Annotated in this window: 11 protein-coding genes and 3 pseudogenes; 12 read left to right on the top strand and 2 right to left on the bottom strand. The window is 63.6% G+C overall.

The window, feature by feature from the left end:
• The first annotated feature begins 630 nt into the window (after positions 1-630).
• Positions 631-1,782, top strand: coding sequence for a lactaldehyde reductase (gene fucO / locus EHS19_RS05305; protein WP_151916750.1), 1,152 nt, complete (start codon positions 631-633; stop codon positions 1,780-1,782).
• 103 nt (positions 1,783-1,885) lie between these two features.
• Here fucO and EHS19_RS05300 read toward each other — a convergent pair whose 3' ends face one another.
• Entirely contained in the window at positions 1,886-2,794 is a 909-nt protein-coding gene (locus tag EHS19_RS05300) for a glycosyltransferase family 2 protein (protein WP_151916749.1), read from the bottom strand.
• Positions 2,795-3,019: 225 nt separating this feature from the next.
• Between EHS19_RS05300 and EHS19_RS05295 the strand changes: the two genes are divergently transcribed.
• From EHS19_RS05295 to EHS19_RS05250, 11 genes and pseudogenes are all read left to right on the top strand, one after another.
• Complete coding sequence (locus EHS19_RS05295; protein ID WP_151916748.1) at positions 3,020-4,642, top strand: AI-2E family transporter; 1,623 nt, start codon at positions 3,020-3,022, stop codon at positions 4,640-4,642.
• Positions 4,642-5,868 (top strand): glycosyltransferase family 2 protein, encoded by a 1,227-nt coding sequence (locus EHS19_RS05290; protein WP_151916747.1) that lies wholly within the window; start codon positions 4,642-4,644, stop codon positions 5,866-5,868. Before EHS19_RS05295 ends, EHS19_RS05290 begins: the two co-directional genes overlap by 1 nt.
• 301 nt (positions 5,869-6,169) lie before the next feature.
• Positions 6,170-7,098, top strand: a pseudogene (locus EHS19_RS05285) (ABC transporter ATP-binding protein).
• Entirely contained in the window at positions 7,095-8,762 is a 1,668-nt protein-coding gene (locus tag EHS19_RS05280) for an ABC transporter permease (protein ID WP_151916746.1), read from the top strand. Before EHS19_RS05285 ends, EHS19_RS05280 begins: the two are co-directional and overlap by 4 nt.
• A 285-nt stretch (positions 8,763-9,047) precedes the next feature.
• On the top strand, positions 9,048-10,556 hold the full coding sequence (locus tag EHS19_RS05275) for a D-alanyl-D-alanine carboxypeptidase/D-alanyl-D-alanine-endopeptidase (protein WP_151916745.1): 1,509 nt from the start codon (positions 9,048-9,050) through the stop codon (positions 10,554-10,556).
• Complete coding sequence (tilS, locus tag EHS19_RS05270; protein WP_151916744.1) at positions 10,556-11,788, top strand: tRNA lysidine(34) synthetase TilS; 1,233 nt, start codon at positions 10,556-10,558, stop codon at positions 11,786-11,788. The genes EHS19_RS05275 and tilS overlap by 1 nt, the downstream gene beginning before the upstream one ends.
• Positions 11,775-12,338, top strand: coding sequence for a hypoxanthine phosphoribosyltransferase (gene hpt, locus EHS19_RS05265; protein WP_151916743.1), 564 nt, complete (start codon positions 11,775-11,777; stop codon positions 12,336-12,338). The genes tilS and hpt overlap by 14 nt, the downstream gene beginning before the upstream one ends.
• Entirely contained in the window at positions 12,335-14,422 is a 2,088-nt protein-coding gene (gene ftsH / locus EHS19_RS05260) for an ATP-dependent zinc metalloprotease FtsH (RefSeq protein ID WP_151916742.1), read from the top strand. The genes hpt and ftsH overlap by 4 nt, the downstream gene beginning before the upstream one ends.
• Before the next feature lie 478 nt (positions 14,423-14,900).
• Positions 14,901-15,060, top strand: a pseudogene (locus tag EHS19_RS11635) (2-amino-4-hydroxy-6-hydroxymethyldihydropteridine diphosphokinase); the annotation flags it as partial.
• A gap of 329 nt (positions 15,061-15,389) precedes the next feature.
• A pseudogene (locus tag EHS19_RS05255) lies at positions 15,390-15,545 on the top strand (2-amino-4-hydroxy-6-hydroxymethyldihydropteridine diphosphokinase); the annotation flags it as partial.
• Positions 15,542-16,078 carry a DUF3180 domain-containing protein gene (locus EHS19_RS05250; RefSeq protein WP_151916741.1) on the top strand — a complete coding sequence of 179 codons (537 nt, stop codon included), beginning with the start codon at positions 15,542-15,544 and terminating at the stop codon, positions 16,076-16,078. The pseudogene EHS19_RS05255 and the gene EHS19_RS05250, both read left to right, overlap by 4 nt.
• 161 nt (positions 16,079-16,239) lie before the next feature.
• Here EHS19_RS05250 and EHS19_RS05245 read toward each other — a convergent pair whose 3' ends face one another.
• Positions 16,240-17,286: an acyl-CoA thioesterase gene (locus EHS19_RS05245; protein ID WP_151916740.1), complete on the bottom strand. Its 1,047-nt coding sequence runs from the start codon at positions 17,284-17,286 to the stop codon at positions 16,240-16,242.
• Positions 17,287-17,765 lie beyond the last annotated feature (479 nt).

Genomic DNA, 17,765 nt, shown 5'->3' with positions numbered 1-17,765 from the left:
TTTGCGCTGGGACAGGGCTTAGCGCAAGGATTCTACGAACTCAAGGAGGATTCCGAAAAATCTTTGCGCTAAGACGCCACTGTGCGCCACTGAGCGCAAGGATTCTACGAACTCAAGGCAAATTCCGAAAAATCCTTGCGCAAAGGAAGTACAAGGAAGCGCTAGTGTCCTCCGTCAGTAGTTCGTTCACTAATTCGTCCGTGAAATGCGAACGAAAACACAGTTATTCCAATGAAATGAATGTGCGGCGCGGGACACTAGCGAGTGCAAGCGAGAGAGGCAGAGAAAGGTAGAGAAAGGCGCAGGAGGAGAGCCAGAGCAGGGACACCGCTTGGCGCAAGCTCCATGGCTCTTCTTGGTCGAAAAGCATCCTACCCGAAAAGCGCCATTTCCCTAACGTCTCAGCAGCTCAGCAACGAACCACCACACATGATAACGACAGAAGCGCCATGACTGTTGGCTGATTGCGGCTGCCGGACGGTCAGGGCGGTTCGTCAACTGCGTTATGTGAACGTTATCAGCGTGTCTTCAGCAAACTGCAAGCCGACGCGCTACGATGGGAACCGTCAGCGGAAACGATGCCTGATGACGATGCCTGTCATCCGGCACTGCTCAAAGGAGAAAACCACAATGGTGTATCGCATGATCTTCAACCAGACCGCATACTTCGGCCGTGGTGCCATCAAGGAAATTCCGACCGTGGCGAAGCAGCATGGCTTCACCAAGGCGTTCATCGTGACCGACCCGGTCCTGCTCGAGACCGGCACCGCCGAGAAGGTCACCAAGGTACTGGACGAGGCTGGCCTGCCCTATGAGGTCTTCTCCAACGTGAAGCCGAACCCGCCGGTCGAATGCATCAAGGACGGTGTCGCCAAGTTCGCCGAATCCGGTGCCGACTTCCTGATCGGTCTGGGCGGCGGCTCCCCGCAGGACACCTGCAAGGGCATTGGCATCATCACAGCCAACCCGGAGTTCGCCGACGTGCTCTCCCTCGAGGGCGTGGCCGACACCAAGAACCCGTCCGTGCCGATCTTCGGCGTGCCCACCACCGCCGGCACCGCCTCCGAGACCACCATCAACTACGTGATCACCGACACCGCCAACAAGCGCAAGTTCGTGGCCGTCGACCCGCACGACATCCCGATCGTCGCCTTCGTGGACCCGGATCTGACCGACTCCATGCCGCGCGGCCTCAAGGTGGCCACCGGTCTCGACGCCCTGACCCACGCCATCGAGGGCTACATCACCCCGGGCGCCTGGAGTCTGTCCGACTGCCTGTCGATGCAGACCATCCGCATGATCGCCAAGAACCTCGCGAAGTCCGCCGACGGTGACATCCCGGCAGGCGAGCAGATGGCTTACGCCTCCTACATCACCGGTATGGCCTATTCCAACGTCGGCCTCGGCCTGGTGCACGGCATGGCCCATCCGCTGGGCGGCCGCCTCGGCGTGGCCCACGGTGTGGCCAACGGCATCCTGCTGGCCCCGGTCATGGAATACAACAAGGACTTCACCGGTGAGAAGTACCGCGACATCGCCGATGCCTTCGGCGTGGAGGATGCCTACACCGGCGACCTTGAAAAGGTGCGCGAGGAGGCCGTGCAGGCCGTCCACAAGCTGACCGTGGACCTGAAGAACCCGACCACGATCTCCGAAGTCGGCGCCACCGAAGCCGACCTCGCCCCGCTGGCCCACGACGCCTTCAACGACGTGTGCACCCCGGGCAACCCGCGCAAGGCCACCGAGGAGGACATCCTCAAGATCTACACCTCGCTGATGTGATCGGCATCGATCCGATCTGATTCGATCCTTGCGCTACCAGTGCCAACAGGCCTTGTAGCGCAAGGTTTTTTTTAGGAAAGAACCTTCCTTTTCAGCCGGGCTTTCAGCCGAGCCGCTCCGAATCGAGCTCCGGAACGAGCCGCTCGCCGTGCCGCTCCGCAAGCGCAAGCTGCTCCTTGAACCACACCTGCTCGGCCGGATCGATCTGCTTCATCTTCAGATACTGACGGTAGATCGGATAGAGCATGTGCAGCCACGGGTAGAGCGCGTAGAGCCGCCGTTCGGTGCGATGCGCGCGCGAATGCGCCGGATGCGCCTCGAACGTGTTGCGGAACCGCTGCATATAGCGGTGGAACGAGTCGAACGACGTGTCCATGCGGCGTGCCGATATGCCGCAGATCATCTGCTGCGAATACACGGTCTTGAAACCATGATCGAGCAGATGCAGCGACATGTCGAGATCCTCGTGCATCACATCCGCCTTGTCGCGGCACACCTCGTTGCGCACCGTCCGCCATGCCGAAGCCCGGACCGCCATGTTGGAGCCGAACAGCAGCACCTGATCGCCGTCGGCGCGATACGTATGGCGGCGGACATGGTCGTCGCCGGCAAGCGCGGCCTTCTTGGCGGGCATGTCATAGTAGACGACCGGGCCCGTGGCACCCATCGCGTCCGGGTCATCGGTGAAGATCCGCGCGACCACCTCAACCCAGTCCGGTTTGAGCATGCAGTCCGCATCGACCCGACCGAGCACGTCGCCTGTGGCCGCATCCAATCCGAAGTTGCGCGTTGGAACCAGCCCCTGTTCGGCATCCTGATGCAGCAGCCGCACCGGCGCGTCGGGATGGTCCCTGATGAAGCGTTCGACCAGCTGCGCGGTCGCGTCGGTGGATCGGTTGTCGACCACGATGACCTCGTGCGGACGCACCGTCTGCCTGGTGGCGTTGGCCAGACAGTCCACGATGCGTTCTTCCTCATTCCATGCGGGAATCACAATCGAAACGTTGAGCATGATTCCAGCATAGGGGATGGCATCGCAGACGCCGGCGGCGACACGGTTTTCGTCGTACGCCCTTCACAAGACGTCACAAGACGTCACAAGCCTTCATAAGACGGCACTTGACTTCATAATGACGTCACAAGACGTTTCCTCCGCGGCCATATCGGCGACATTCTCTCCGAGCGGGGGCAGACGGCGAGGACGGGCTTGCCGTGCCCCTCGCTATGATAGGGAACCATGAGTGAGCAGGATGATCAGAAACTCGACCTCGCTTCGGTGTTCCCGGCGAAGGGCGACGCTCGCCGCCCGCCGGACTGGTGGGGGCGCGGGCTGCTGTATGCCGTCATAGCCGTGTTCGGAGCCATTTTCGTATGGATGTCGTGGGGCAAGGTCTCCGGTGTCGTGCTCGACATCGTCATCTCGACGTTCCTGGCGCTCGCGATCGAGCCGTTGGTGCTTTCCATGGTCAAGCACGGATGGCGTCGCGGCGCGGCCTCGGCGGTGTCGCTGATCGGTCTGGGCATCATCATCGTCGCTCTGCTGGCGATGTTCGGCAACATGTTCGTCCAGCAGCTCATCGCGATGATCTCCGGTCTGCCGGCCATGTACGATCAGCTGTTGAAGGTGCTCCAGCAGTACACGTCGTTGGACATCCCGCATCTGCAGAACATGGGCATGCAGATATTGGAGAAGATACAGAACTCCTCGTTCGTCACCAATCTCGCCGGTCAGGCGCTGAGCACCACGATGGGCGTGTTCAGCTTCCTGCTCGACCTGATGACGGTCATCATGGTCACGTACTACATCTCCGCGGCCGGTCCCAAGCTGCGCCGCAGCATGTGCCAGTGGCTCGGGCCCACCACGCAGCGTCGTTTCCTGCTCGGATGGACGATCATCCAGGAGCAGATCTCCGGCTTCCTGTTCTCCCGTTCGATTCTCGCCGCGATCAACGCGGTGTGCGTCGCCGTGTTCCTGTACGCCATCAACGTGCCCTATCAGTTGCCGTTGTCGATCTTCTGCGGCATCGTTTCGCAGTTCGTTCCCACGGTGGGCGCATACATCGGCGGCGCGCTGCCCATGCTGTTCGCCTGGGGTGTGGGCGGCTGGGTGTATGCGGTCGCCGTGGTGGTGTACATCACGATCTACCAGCAGATCGAGAACCTGATTCTCGCGCCGAAGATCTCGCAGCGCACGATGGACCTCAACCCCTGCGTCGCGTTCCTGTCGGTGCTGGTGTTCGGTTCGCTCTTCGGTGCGCTTGGCGCGTTCCTCGCCCTGCCGATCACGGCCAGCATGCAGGCGATCTTCCGCGTGTACACCAAGCGCTACGAGCTGGTGGACTCGCCGCTCATGTCCGATCCGACTCCGGTGCGAAAGTCGAAGGTGGTCGAAGGCGCCGAGGCGTTCAACGAGCATGTCATCAAGCCGGTAAGCGACCATATGCCGCGCGCCGCCAAGGGGACGAGCGCCCGCGTGCCGATGAACGAGGAGCTGCGCCAGCTTCAGGAGCAGGCGTTCCGGCACACCTCACAGGAGCTGGATGACTCCGCCACGATGGCCATTCCCAAGGGCGGGCTGCTGCACGGCACGCAGGCGGTCAGACCCGCCGTCGCGCTGCGCGGTACGGCCGCCGCCGACGGCGATGCCGTAGCCGAGGGCGGCGATGACGTTGATTTTGCTGGTTTTGATGACGTTGCCGGTGATGTTGACGATGGTGCCTCCGGCAATGCCGCTGCCGGTGCAAATGCCGCTGCCGGCGGCAAAGGCGGCAAGGACGGCTCCGGCGGCACGTCCAATGCCGACGATCGCTCCGATGGCGACGCCGGTTTCGTTGACAATCCGAGAAGCAGGTGGCGCTGATGGCCTTTCTGACCGTCCTCGACATTCTGATGATGGTGCTCGGCGGCGCAGGGCTCGTCTATCAGGGCGTATGCGTCGCCATGTCGCTGTTCTCCAAGCCGGTCCGATTCCCCGACGCGCCGATGGACCGCCGGTACGCCGTGCTGATATCGGCGCGCAACGAACGCAACGTCATCGGCAATCTCATTGATTCGATCCGCGCCCAGACCTACCCCAGCGCGCTGATCGACATCTGGCTGGTGGCCGACAACTGCACCGACGACACCGCCGACGTCGTCAGGGCGAAGGGATGCCATGTCATCGAACGGCATAACACCGAACAGATCGGCAAGGGATACGCGCTGACCTACCTGCTTGGCCGCATGATCGACATGGGCGTGTCCGACGACTACGATGCCTACTTCGTCTTCGACGCGGACAACAAGCTCGACCGCCACTACTTCGAGGAGATGAACAAGGCGTTCCAGTCGGGCTTCCGCATCCTGACCAGCTACCGCAACTCGGTGAATCTGGCGGACAACTGGGTGTCCTCCGGTTCGGCGCTGTGGTTCATCCGCGAATCGCGCTTCCTCAACAATTCGCGCATGCTGTTCGGGTCCAGCTGCCATGTGGGCGGCACCGGATTCATGTTCTCGCGTGAGGTCATGAAGCGCAACAAGGGCTGGAAGTTCCACCTGCTCACCGAGGATCTTGAATTCACGATGGATTCGGTGTTGCATGGCGATCGCATCGGCTACTGTGGCACCGCGATTCTCTACGACGAGCAGCCGGTCACCTTCAAGCAGAGCTGGCGGCAGCGTCTGCGCTGGAGCAAGGGGTTCCTGCAGGTGTTCCGCTATTATGGTCCGTCGCTGATCCGCAGGGCAGTGCGTGAACGCGATTTCTCGGCGGTTGATTTCACGCTGCTGCTGTGCCCGTTCACCGTGCTTGCCGGTGTCCGACTGGTGATCGGCTATCTATTCGCCGCATTCGGATTCGTCACGTGGATGAGTCAGGTGCAGACGATGGTGAACTGGGTGTCGGGCATCGTCACGGGCATGCTGGTGATGATGGGTCTGGTGGCGCTGACGATCGTCGTCGAACGCGACCGCATCGGCGCGACCAACAAGGAGCTGGTCGCCTATGTGCTCAGCTTCCCGATCTACATGCTCAGCTATGTGCCGATCTCGTTCCAGGCGGTGTTCTCCAAGGCGCAGTGGAAGCCGATCGCGCACAAAGGCGCCTGATCTAGCCTGATCTAGCCTGAATCGGACCTGATCGAGGCATGCCGCTCGGCCGCGGGTTGTCGCGTTTCGGCTATGCAGTCGGTATGATTGCCGTATGAGTCTAGACAACACGCAAGGGGATGTCGGGTTTCGCCAGACTCCGACCAACGCTCCAACCACTGTTCCCACCAGCGCCGCTGTTCCCACCAACGTCGCGACCAGCGCAGTTCCCGGTGTCGTTCGCGACGCTTCGCATGTCGCCATGCCGCCGGCCCCGGTGAGCGCAGCTTCTGCAGCCGCAGCTGCGGCGCCGCCGGCTGCGATGGCATCCAATCCGGTGCAAACAGCCCCGGTACCGCCGAATCAGGCGGCGGCCGTGTCCATTCGCGGCCTATTCAAGCATTTCGGCAACAAGATCGCCGTCAACGGACTCGCGCTGGACATTCCGGTCGGCTCCTTCTACGGTCTCGTCGGCCCCAACGCGCCGGCAAGACCACTACGATCAACATGCTCACCGGTCTGCTGCGCCCCGATGGCGGCACGGCGATGGTGCTGGGACATGACGTGTGGAGCGATGTCAACGTCGTCAAGCGCATCATCGGACTGATGCCGCAAAGCGAGCAGATCTTCGATCGGCTGACCGGCCGTCAGCTGCTCGTCTACTCGGGCATGCTGCGCGGCATGCCGCGGGCCGAGGCGGTGCGCCGCGCGCAGGACCTGCTCGTCGCATTCGATTTGAGCGGCGCGGCGAACACGATGGTCGCCGACTATTCGGCCGGCATGACCAAGAAGATCTGCCTGGCCTCGGCGATGATCCACTCGCCGCGCATTCTCGTGCTCGACGAGCCGTTTGAATCCGTGGACCCGGTCTCCAGCGCGAATCTCAAGGACATTCTCATCGAATACGCGCGCACCGGCGGCACGGTGATCATCTCCTCGCATGTCATGGCGCTGGTCGAGCGCATGTGCACGCATGTCGCCGTGGTCAACCACGGTCAGGTGTGCGCGGCGGGCACGGTCGAACAGGTTGCAGCCGGCGAGGATCTCGAGGATCGCTTCCTGCAGCTGGTCGGCGGGCGTCACGAGGCCGCCCATCTGGCATGGCTGGACGGTGGCGCGCAGTCGGTCGGTGCTGCGCAGCCGGGCAGTGCCGCGCAGCCGACTAGTGCCGCGCAGCCGACTAGTGCCGCGCAGCCGACTAGTGCCGCTCAGCCGGGCGTCGGCGCGCAGTCATACGGCGGTGCGCGATGAGCGAGATCGGCGTCATCGTTCGTCTGCGGTGGGCGCTGATCGTCGCCACGCTGCGCCGCTCCCCATGGCAGGTGGTCGCGTTCGCCTTCGGTCTGCTCGGCGCGCTTGCGCTGGTGGTGTTCGCCACGATGTCCGGCTGGGAATGGGGCGGCTCAATGCTCACTTCCCGGCGGTCGTTTGAGTTGACGGATCTCCTCTACCTTCGCATCGTGATGATTCTCGCGGGTGGTGCCATCACGTTCGTGACCGGTGTCGTTCAGCTGATGCTGGTCGGCGGCGGCGCGGCGATGGATACGTCCAAATTCGCGCTGTTCGGCATCGAGGATCGTCGACTTCAGCTTGGTCTGATGATCTCCGGTCTGTGCAGCATTCCCGCGATCGCCGGTCTGCTCGCGTTGCTGGGATGGTCAACGGTATTTCGAAACATGGGTGTGATGACCCTGCTGGTTGGTGTCGTTTCGGCTCCGTTGGCGATCATCACCGTCGTCGCGCTGTCGCGCACGCTGATTTCGCTCGCCACGACGCTGGTGACCTCGAAGCGCGGCCGCAACGCTCTGTATATCGTCATCGTGCTGCTGTTCATTGTGATCTGCCAGATCCCCAGCATGATCGCCGGACCTGGCTTCGGCGCAGAGGAGTCGGACTCGCTCACGACCCTCCTCACCTTGGTGATGTTCCATCAGATCGCCACCATCGTCGGCTGGACGCCGTGGGGAGCGGCCTTCGCGCTGCCGTTCGATGCGTTTATGGGCGCATGGGGGCATCTGTGCATCCATCTGATGATACTTGCGGCAACATGGATCGTATGCTTCGCGGTGTGCACGTGGTGTCTGCGGCGTGAGCGTCTGACGGTCGGGCGCAGCGAGGCGAAGACCTCGATTCGCGGCATCGGCGCCTTCGGATGGATGCCGGATTCCCCCTCCGGGGCGATATCGGCGCGTCTGCTGACCTATCTGCGTCGCGATCCGAGGCAGGTCATGGTGCTCATCATACCGATCTTCTTCGTGGTCATCTTCGCGATTCAGGCCCGCGGCGTCTCGATGGTCGTCTGGCAGTCGCTGATCTGGGCGGGATGGATGATGGCTCTGATGGAGAGCAATGGTCTCGCCTACGACGGCGGCGGCTTCGCGATGGAGGTGATCGCCGGCGTGCGCGGTCACGTCGATCGCATCGGTCGAGTGCGGGTATATGTCGCCATCATCGTGATCTACATGCTGGTGCTGGGCGTCGTGATCGCGCTGATCACCGGCGACTGGGCGCATCCGCGGGAGCTGTTCGCCGGTCTGGTGGCGATGGCGGCCGGCATCGGCATCGCGTTCAGTGGTCTGGGACTCGCCGAGATCACCTCTTGCACGCTCATGTATCCGGTGGCGTCGCTGAACAAGCCGTTCTCCTCGCCTCAGGGGCGTGCCGTGGCACAGGGCTTCTTCCCGTTGGTCTACATGCTGGGCTCGGTGGTGCTCATGCTGCCCACCATCGCCGTGGCGATCGGACTGGGAGCCGGCGACGTGCCGCGACCGTGGTTCGCGATGCTGATTCCTGTGTCGCTGCTCAACGGATGCGCCGCACTGGCGGGCGGCGTCTGGCTCGGCGGACGTCTGCTGGATCGCCGCTCGCTCGACGTGCTGCGCAATCTCGATTCGTTCGCATCGCTTCAGCGGTAAGTGCCGCATCGGCCGCGCTGCACCGATAGCGCAATCCACCGGTGGCGCTGTGCGGCGGTGCACGGCGGCATCCGGCATCATCCGGCGGCATCGTCGGGTGGTATTGTGCGGTAGCATCATTGGGTAGCATCGCGATACGGGCATTGCACGGCATCGGCGACGCAACGGTGCAATCCGCACCAGTGCGGGCATCGATACCTCCAGCGCCGATGCAGCCGAATCAATGGCCGGCGAATCAGTAGCGTGAATCAGTAGCGCATACCAGTAGCGAAGAAAGGACCGCTGATGGAGAGCAGGACCCAGGCTCGTCGGGCCAGACGCGCCAGAGCAAGGCGAATGCTCGCCATCGCGGTGGCCGGTGCGGTGACGGCGGTGCTGGCGCTCGGCTATATCGTGGCCGATATCGCCGATGTCGTGCCAGGCCCGCTCACGTTGAAGCCGGTGCAGTATCGATCGGTGCCGTCCGCGATGAGTTCGGTTCCGTCGTCGACGCTCGTTGGCAAAGCGGATTCCGCTCGCGCGGTGGATGCGGCTGCGGCGAAGCGGCTGATCGATGATTTCGCTGCAGCCGACGGCGTGGGCGACGACGTGTCGGTCGCGATATCCGGCGCGGACGGCAAACCGGTCGCGCAGCTCAACGCCGACACGGTCCGCGAACCGGCATCCACATTGAAGACCGCGACGATGCTTGCCGCCTCGGAAACGCTCGACATGGGCGACACGCTCGCCACGAGCGCATACCTTGATCGCTCGGAAGCCACTTCTGATGACACTGCTACGGATGATGCCGCCGCCGCGGATGGAACCGACTCCGCAGGCGTGCCGACGCTGACCCTGACCGGCGAGGGCGACATGCTTCTCGGCGAGGGGGCCTCTGACCCGAATCACGTCAACGGGCGGGCGGGACTGGACACGCTGGCCGAACGCACGGCGAAGGCCCTCGCGCAGCGGTCGATCACCTCGGTGCGGCTCGTCTACGACGATTCGCTGTTCGGCGATGAGCGGTATCCGGCCAACATCGATGAAAACAACGGGGATTATCTGTACTACACCGGCGTCTCCTCGATGGCGATCGACGGCGGGCGCCAATGGGCGGATGGCAGACCGGCCGATCCCGACGTGTTCAGCGCCTATCCGCCGCTGTCCCAGCACACCGCCCAGGACGTGGCATCCGTATTCGCACAGCGGCTGGCCGCACATGGCATCACAGTCGATGGCGAGGTGAGCGCGGGCAAGATGCCGTCCGGCATTTCGCCGCTCGCCTCGGTCGAGTCGGCGACGCTCGGCGAGATCATGGCGTTCACACTGCGGCATTCCGACAACACCCTCGCCGAGGAGTTCGGCCGTCTGACCGCAATCGCCCAAGGCGCCGACAATTCGCCGGAAGGCGCGGTCAAGGCGGTCAAGGCCGAGCTTGAACGGCTCGGCGTCGACACGACCGGCCTGACGATGGCCGATTGCTCAGGATTGTCGCCGGGGTCGCGCGTGAGCGTATTGACGCTGCTCGACGTGCAGGCGCATAATCTCACCGCATCAGGCGGCGCGGCAGCAGCCGAGGGATTGTCCATTCCCGGCCTTGTGGGCACGGCGGCGAATCGTGCCGTCAGCCCCGACACCGCAGGCCAGATTCGGGTCAAAACAGGCAGTCTCGGAACCGTCACCTCAATGGTCGGCAACGTGTCGCGCACCGATGGCGGCGTGCTCGCCTTCGCGGTGATCGTCAACAATCCCAAGGACATGGCGGCCGCCAGAAGCGCCATCGACTCCTTCGTAGACGCGCTTGCGAGGCTGTGATGGCATACTCCTCCCGTTTGCGCGCCGGAATCGGAGCCGTACGCGGCGCGTTGGCCTCCATCGGCATCGAACGTCAGGGCGAGCGTTTCGCCGCACACGGCGAACACGCGCCCAGCGCCGATGCGCCGCTGGTGCTGGTCGCCTGTTCGGGCGGTCGTGATTCGATGGCGCTCGCCGCACTGTGCGGCATCGTGTGCCCGACGCTTGGCGTGCGATGCGGCGCGATCGTCATCGATCACGGCATGCAGGCCGGTTCCCGACAGGTCGCCGAGGAGGCGGCCCAACGCTGTCGATCTCTCGGCTTGGACCCGGCGTTGGTGCGTTCGGTCGAGGTGCGCGATGACGGGCACGGCATGGAGGCCGCCGCTCGCGATGCGCGCTACCGGGCCATCTGCGCCGAGGCGAGGCGGATGCACGCCGCAGCGGTGATGCTGGCGCACACCAGAGACGATCAGGCGGAGACGATGCTGCTCGGACTGCTTCGTTCGCCCGGAGTGGATGCGCTGTCCGGCATGCCGGCGGTGTCGGTGCGCGGCGGGGTGACGCTGGTTCGGCCGCTGCTGACGTTGTCGCGTGACCAGACGACGGGCATCTGCCGCGATCTGGGCATCGCATGGTGGGATGATCCGACCAATGGGGACGGTGAATCAGGACCGTTGGATTCGCGGTTCCCGCTGCGCTCGCGTATCCGTCATGATCTGGTGCCGATGCTGAACCGGTTCGCCGGCTTCGATGTGACCGACCGTCTGACTCGGGCGGCGGCGTTGTCGCGCATGGACAAGTCGTATCTTGACGAGCGTGCGGACGAGGCGATGTCGCGGGCCGTGCTGTCCTGCTCGCTGCAGCGGATCGATGACGGTCCCGACCGTGGGTGCGGCGGCGATGGTGACGGCGAGGAGGGTGGCGAGGAGGGGCCGCGGCTGGTACTGGAGGCGGTCGTTCGATCCCAGCACGGCAATCCGCTCGTATCCGGTCTGCTGCGGGATGGCGATGTTCTTGCGCTGAGTGCGGTGACGCTGAGTCGCGAGCATCCGGCGATACGACTGCGTGCGCTGGCCCGTTCGCTCACTGCGATCGGCGTGGAGGCCTCGGCGGCGCAGATCGCGGCCGTCGATGCGCTGATCGTGCGCTGGCATGGTCAGGGACCTGTGAGTCTTCCCAGTGGATACTCGGCATTTCGTCAGAAACACGTCATTCGCGTGTGTCAATATGGTGGGCATGCGAATCGCTGATGTTCAAGACAAGATCGACCATGAACTGGTCAGTCGGGCCCAGATCGAAGAGAAGATCGGGCAGATCGCCGCGCGCGTGAGCGAGGACTACCGCGGCCGCGATCCTCTGTTCGTGGCCGTGCTCAAAGGCGCGGTCAACACGATGGCCTCGTTCTCCCAGGCCGTCAGCATTCCGGTGCAGATGGATTTCATGAGTCTGTCGAGCTATGGATCGGGAACGGAGTCAAGCGGCAGGATCATCATTCGTCAGGATCTGTCCTGCGATGTTCGCGGCCGGCACATTCTTATCGTTGAGGATATTGTGGATTCCGGGCGCACGCTTGCCTGGCTCGTCAACGAGCTCAAGCGGCGAGGCGCGGCATCCGTGGAGATCTTCGCCCTGCTGGAGAAGCCGGCGCGGCGCGAAGTCGATGTGGATGTCAAATACCACGGTTTCGATATCCCCGATGAATTTGTGGTCGGCTTCGGACTCGACTATGACGAACGGTTCCGCAATCTCGATTCGATCGCGGTGCTGAAGCCGGAAGTGTACCAAGGAGCACATGCATGAGCTACTCGCAAGGCCCGCAGCGTCCGCCGCTCGGCGGCAACGATGACGGCAATCCGTTTAACCGCAATCGGCCTGACCGCCAGAACGGCAAAGGCCCCAACGGGCAGGACGGTCAGGGTGGCAAGAAGCCGTTCTGGCAGTCGCCGTGGCTGTGGGCAGTGCTGCTGGTGCTGGTCGCCGTCACCGCGTTCCAGCTCTTCGTCGGCACCGGCACGCAGACCATCGACACGAAGGACGGCTTTTCGCTGCTCAACAGCGAACAGGTCGAATATGCGAAGATCACCGACAACCGGCAGCTGGTCACGCTGGAGCTGAAGAACAACTTCTCCAAGAACGACCCCGACACGGGCAGGACGCGCGACTACGGCAAGAAGGTGCAGTTCTACTACACGTTCGCCCAGGGCGCGCAGGTGGTCAAGGCGGTCGAACAGGCCAATCCGAGCAAGGGCTGGACCTCCGACATGGAGCAGACCAGCATCTGGAGCTATCTGATCAGCTCGATTCTGCCGTTCATCCTGTTCATCGGCGTCTTCTGGCTGCTGATGCGCAATATGGGCGGCGCGAACGGCATGTTCGGCATGGGCGGCCGGAAGAACAACGGCAAGCTGCTGGAAGGGCAGACGCCCAAGACCAAGTTCTCCGATGTCGCCGGCGAGGATTCCGCCGTGCAGGAGGTCGAGGAGATCAAGGACTTCCTCAAGGACCCGTCCAAATACAAGGCGCTTGGCGCGCGCATTCCGCGCGGCGTGCTGCTCTACGGCCCTCCGGGAACCGGTAAGACCCTGCTCGCCCGCGCCATTGCAGGCGAGGCGGGCGTGCCGTTCTATTCGATGGCCGGCTCCGACTTCGTCGAGATGTTCGTCGGCCTTGGTGCCTCGCGCGTGCGTGACCTGTTCGAGGAGGCCAAGAAGAACGCCCCCGCGATCATCTTCATCGACGAGATCGACGCCGTTGGCCGCAAGCGCGGCTCCGGCATGTCCGGCGGCCATGACGAGCGCGAGCAGACGCTCAACCAGCTGCTCGTCGAGATGGATGGCTTCGACAACGACACGAATCTGATCATCATCGCCGCGACCAACCGCCCCGACGTGCTCGACCCGGCGCTGCTGCGCCCGGGCCGCTTCGATCGTCAGGTCGCCGTCGAGGCTCCGGATCTCGAAGGCCGTGAGGCGATCCTCAAGGTGCATGCCAAGGGCAAGCCGTTCGTGCCGGATGTCGACCTGCATATGGTCGCCGTGCGCACGCCGGGATTCACCGGTGCCGATCTTGCCAACGTACTCAACGAGGCAGCGCTGCTGTGTGCGCGTGCCGGTGCCCAGCTCATCGACAACCGCGCCATCGACGAGGCCATCGACCGCGTGCAGGCCGGTCCGAAGCGCAAGTCGAAGGGCATGGCGCTTGACGAGCTGCGCAACACCGCCTACCACGAGGGCGGCCATGCGCTGGTCGCCGCCGCGCTGCACCACACCGACCCGGTCACCAAGGTCACGATTCTGCCGCGAGGCCGCGCGCTCGGCTACACCGCGGTCATGCCCACGTCGGATCGCTACTCGATGACGCGCAACCAGCTGCTCGATCAGATGGCATACGCGATGGGCGGGCGCACCGCCGAGGAGGTCGTGTTCCACGATCCGACCACAGGCGCCTCCAACGACATCGAGAAGGCGACGGGCATCGCCCGCAAGATGGTCGTGGAATACGGATTCTCGCGTCGGCTCGGCGCGATCAAGTGGGCCGACGCCGACGACCAGTCCGCTGATTTCGATGGGCTGGCACCGCACAAGTATTCCGATCAGACCGCCGAAACCATCGACGAGGAAGTGCTCAAGCTCGTCGAGACCGCCCATACCGAGGCATGGAACATCCTCAACGAGAATCGTGACATTCTCGATGAGCTGGTCCGCCAGCTGCTCGTCAAGGAGACTCTGAACGAGAAGGAGCTCGCGGCGATCTTCGCGAACATTCGCAAGGCGCCCGAACGCCCGGTGTGGCTGTCCAACGAACAGCGACCGGATTCCGATATCCCGCCGGTCGCGATCCCCGAATCGCTGCGGCGCTCCGTTGGGCTCAAGCCCGGTGAATGATGCATCGATGATCGGCTGAACGGCGGGGAGGGGCATGTGCGCGTAAACGGCATGCCCCTTCTTGTGATTCAGCCCGCCGCACTCGCCGGACCTGCGCCCGCTGCATTGCTCGCTGCGTCAGGTTTGGAGCGCGAAGGGAAGTGAACGAATGGTGATGATAGAGAACGCCGATGTGACACTGCACGTAACAGGCGTCGATGACGCCGCGTTGGCGGCTTTGCAGGGCAGACTGCACGTCGATGTCATCGTGCATGCCGACGATCCGCATATCGAAACGCTGCTCGCGTCGCATCGACTGCGTGTGCGACTGGAGCACGCCGATGCATGCGATGCGCGCGACGATGCCGAATGCCATGATTCCGATTCGCCGCAGTGCCGGTCAGCGCAGCCTTCCGGTGACGCCGGTGCCGGTGTCGATGATACCGGCCGGCCGGTCGCCCCTGTATCGGCATCCGAGACGATCGTGCGAACCGTGGTCATCGCCATGGAAAGCACGTCACTGGATGCCGAGGCGCTGTTCCGGTCCGCGATCGTTGCGCTCGATTCGATGCCGGGCAATCAGGTCGAGGGCATCTCGCCGCTGTATCACGTCGGCAATCTGGACGGACCGGACGGCATGTCAGCGGTCTTGCAGATGACGACGCACATGGGCATACGGCATCTGGCCGAATCCCTTGCCGATGTCGCGCAGTCCATCGCCGCACAATCAGGCAGCGTCCAATCCGACATCGCCGAATCAGGCGCCACGCAGTCCAGCCCAGCCCAGTACGGCAGCCAGCCGACTGCCGCGCCGCCGATCGCCGCTTCCTCGGCAGCGGCGGCGCCGTCGCATAGCGACCGTCAGCATAGCGGCCGTCAGCATAGCGATGATCGACTCGTCCTGCGTCTGATATCAGCGGATGCCGGCGGCCGGGCGGCACGCGGCGCCGACGGCGGACCGCTGCAATCCGAGCTGCAATCCGACTATGCCAGAGGTCACGCCTCGGTGCTCGCGCCGTGGATGGACATGGATGCCAACGCCGCGCTCGACGGCGACCCGGTGTCGTTCCTGCTCGCAATGGCACCGGATGCCGGGCGCGTCGGCCTGCTCAGCGACGCGTGGATCATCGGAGGTTCGCTATGAAAGCGCGCAGAACGCCGTGGTGGCACTATGTGGTGGCCGCCCTGCTGGGATTGGTGGCCGGAGCGGGACTGGCCGCATACGGTGAGTCGTCCGGACTTGCGCTGATCGGCGTCCCGTGGTTCGTGCCGGTGCTGCTGATGCTGCTCGGCGTGATCGTTCTGGTGCTCGCCATACAGGTGCATCGCTACGCGACCACGGAACCGGCCAAGCGGCAGGGGCGGTCGATGGACCCCGAGCGCGCCGTCGCCACGCTGATGCTGTGCAAGGCGCTGGGACTTGCCGGCGCGGCGCTTGCAGGCTGGTATGCGGGGCAGATCATCCTGAGCATCTCGCATATCGAGGCGTCATACTATGCGCATGCGGTTGCGCAATGCGGCGTCGCCGGCGTCGTATGCCTGATCGACATGATCATCGGCATCGTCGGCGAGGGGCTGTGCAAGCTGCCGCCCAGCGAAGGACCGGAGAATCCCAAACTCAAGGAGATGCAGCGACGCGCATCGCTCGCGTCCGCAGCGGCCAAGACCCGCCACTGATCCGCCGGCCGCTGCGGTTTCGTCGATCGCACTGGTTTCGGCGATTTCAGCGAATTCGCCGATCGCATTGCCTTGGTGAGCAGTGTTGCTGACTTAGCCGTGTTGGTTGCTGGGCAGCGTTGCTTACTCAGCCACGTCCCTCGTTCAGCCGTGCCCCTCACTCAGCCGCGTTGCCGACCGTCGTCGCCCAGACTCGGCACCCGGATCATCGCCTCCTGCGCCATCGCCGCCACCAGAACGCCGTCCTGCGAATACACCTTGGCGATGGCAAGTCCGCGGCCATGCGCCGCCGTGGGCGTGTCCTGCACATACAGATGCCACTGGTTGATGTCCACGTCGCGATACCACCACATCGAATGATCGATGGAGGCGTACGAAATCCCCGGCGTGGCGATGCTCAGGCCGGCGCGGCGCAGCACCGGTTCCATCATGATCTGGTCGCAGCCGAGCGCCAGCATCGCCCGATGCATCGTCTGCGGGACGTGTGCGGTGCCGTCGGCCCTCATCCACACCATCTGACGGCCGCTGTCGCGACTTGCGCTGTCGGGATCGGCGCCGAGCATGATGGTTCTGGTCACATGGCGGATGTCGAACGGCGACTGTCGCGCATAATAGTTGGCGAATGGCGATTTGTCGGCGTAGGGCATGGTGAGCTCCTTGGCGCTGACGAGTCCTTCGGGGGAGGGGACGTTCTCGGGCATGGGATCGGCGAATTCGACGCCCTGCTGACCGCCTTCCTGGAACGAGGCGATCGAGGTGAGGATCGGGCCCTTGGATTGCGTGACGTTGACGCGCCTTGCGGAGAACGAGCGTCCGTCACGCAGCGTTTCGACGTCGAACAGCAGATCCTGGTCGATGACGCCGGGCGCGATGAAATAGCCGTGGATCGAATGCGGCAGTCGGCTGGCGGGGACCGTTTTCGCGGCTGCAATCAGCGACTGCGCGATGACCTGCCCGCCATAGACGCGCCCGGTGGGGAAGTACATGCTTTCGCCGTTGATGTAGGTGTGTCCGCGGAACGGGGACGGATCGCCAAGCGAGAGTACGCTGATCAGCCGGTCGAGCGCGGACGGCTCGGTTGGCGTGCTGCCGTTGGTGGCTGTGGTGTTGGTGGTTGTGGTGTTGGTGGTTGTGGTGTTGGTGCGCGTGGTCTGCTGGGTTGGGGCATGTACTGATTGCTGGGATTGGTGCTGGGATGACTGTGCCATGTGCTGATCTCGCTTTCTCGGTGACTGAATCAGTTGGATAACGTCGTCTGCCGGATGCATCCGCTGGCGGGCACGACTGTTTGGCGGCCATGGTTGCCTGCTGGACGCTACCGACGATATGCAGTCATGGTAGACCGGCCTTGTATAGGGCATGTGTCCTGCATCGGCCGTGTGCTGCGTCGGGCGCGTGTTCTGCGTTAGCCATGATGGGCGGGCATGTCCATGTCGCGTGACCGTGGGAAATCAAGTGATGGTTGCAGGCGGTCTGTGATTGAAGTTCGGGCGGCATACGGGTGGAATGCAGGGGTAGCGCGGACGGAATGCGGATGTAGTGCGTGCTGAGGAGTTTGTGTGGGTGTACAACACGCCGATGCAGTCGCACTGACGACGTTTTTTGGGGTGTTGCGCGGAGATGACTGGGGTGGTTTGGGGCTGAAATACTGTTTGGTGTGTGTTTTCGACACGCCGATGGTTTGGCT

The organism is Bifidobacterium jacchi, from assembly GCF_009078285.1.
Taxonomy (GTDB): domain Bacteria; phylum Actinomycetota; class Actinomycetes; order Actinomycetales; family Bifidobacteriaceae; genus Bifidobacterium; species Bifidobacterium jacchi.
The sequence above is the reverse complement of the archived record's forward strand: the minus strand, read 5'-3'. Positions and strand labels throughout refer to the sequence as shown.

What these genes read in the sequence shown, in the direction of transcription:
- fucO (WP_151916750.1), top strand. Translation starts at nt 631, where the DNA reads ATGGTGTATCGCATGATCTTCAACCAGACCGCATACTTCGGCCGTGGT.
- EHS19_RS05300 (WP_151916749.1), bottom strand. Translation starts at nt 2,794, where the DNA reads ATGCTCAACGTTTCGATTGTGATTCCCGCATGGAATGAGGAAGAACGC.
- EHS19_RS05295 (WP_151916748.1), top strand. Translation starts at nt 3,020, where the DNA reads ATGAGTGAGCAGGATGATCAGAAACTCGACCTCGCTTCGGTGTTCCCG.
- EHS19_RS05290 (WP_151916747.1), top strand. Translation starts at nt 4,642, where the DNA reads ATGGCCTTTCTGACCGTCCTCGACATTCTGATGATGGTGCTCGGCGGC.
- EHS19_RS05280 (WP_151916746.1), top strand. Translation starts at nt 7,095, where the DNA reads ATGAGCGAGATCGGCGTCATCGTTCGTCTGCGGTGGGCGCTGATCGTC.
- EHS19_RS05275 (WP_151916745.1), top strand. Translation starts at nt 9,048, where the DNA reads ATGGAGAGCAGGACCCAGGCTCGTCGGGCCAGACGCGCCAGAGCAAGG.
- tilS (WP_151916744.1), top strand. Translation starts at nt 10,556, where the DNA reads ATGGCATACTCCTCCCGTTTGCGCGCCGGAATCGGAGCCGTACGCGGC.
- hpt (WP_151916743.1), top strand. Translation starts at nt 11,775, where the DNA reads ATGCGAATCGCTGATGTTCAAGACAAGATCGACCATGAACTGGTCAGT.
- ftsH (WP_151916742.1), top strand. Translation starts at nt 12,335, where the DNA reads ATGAGCTACTCGCAAGGCCCGCAGCGTCCGCCGCTCGGCGGCAACGAT.
- EHS19_RS05250 (WP_151916741.1), top strand. Translation starts at nt 15,542, where the DNA reads ATGAAAGCGCGCAGAACGCCGTGGTGGCACTATGTGGTGGCCGCCCTG.
- EHS19_RS05245 (WP_151916740.1), bottom strand. Translation starts at nt 17,286, where the DNA reads ATGGCACAGTCATCCCAGCACCAATCCCAGCAATCAGTACATGCCCCA.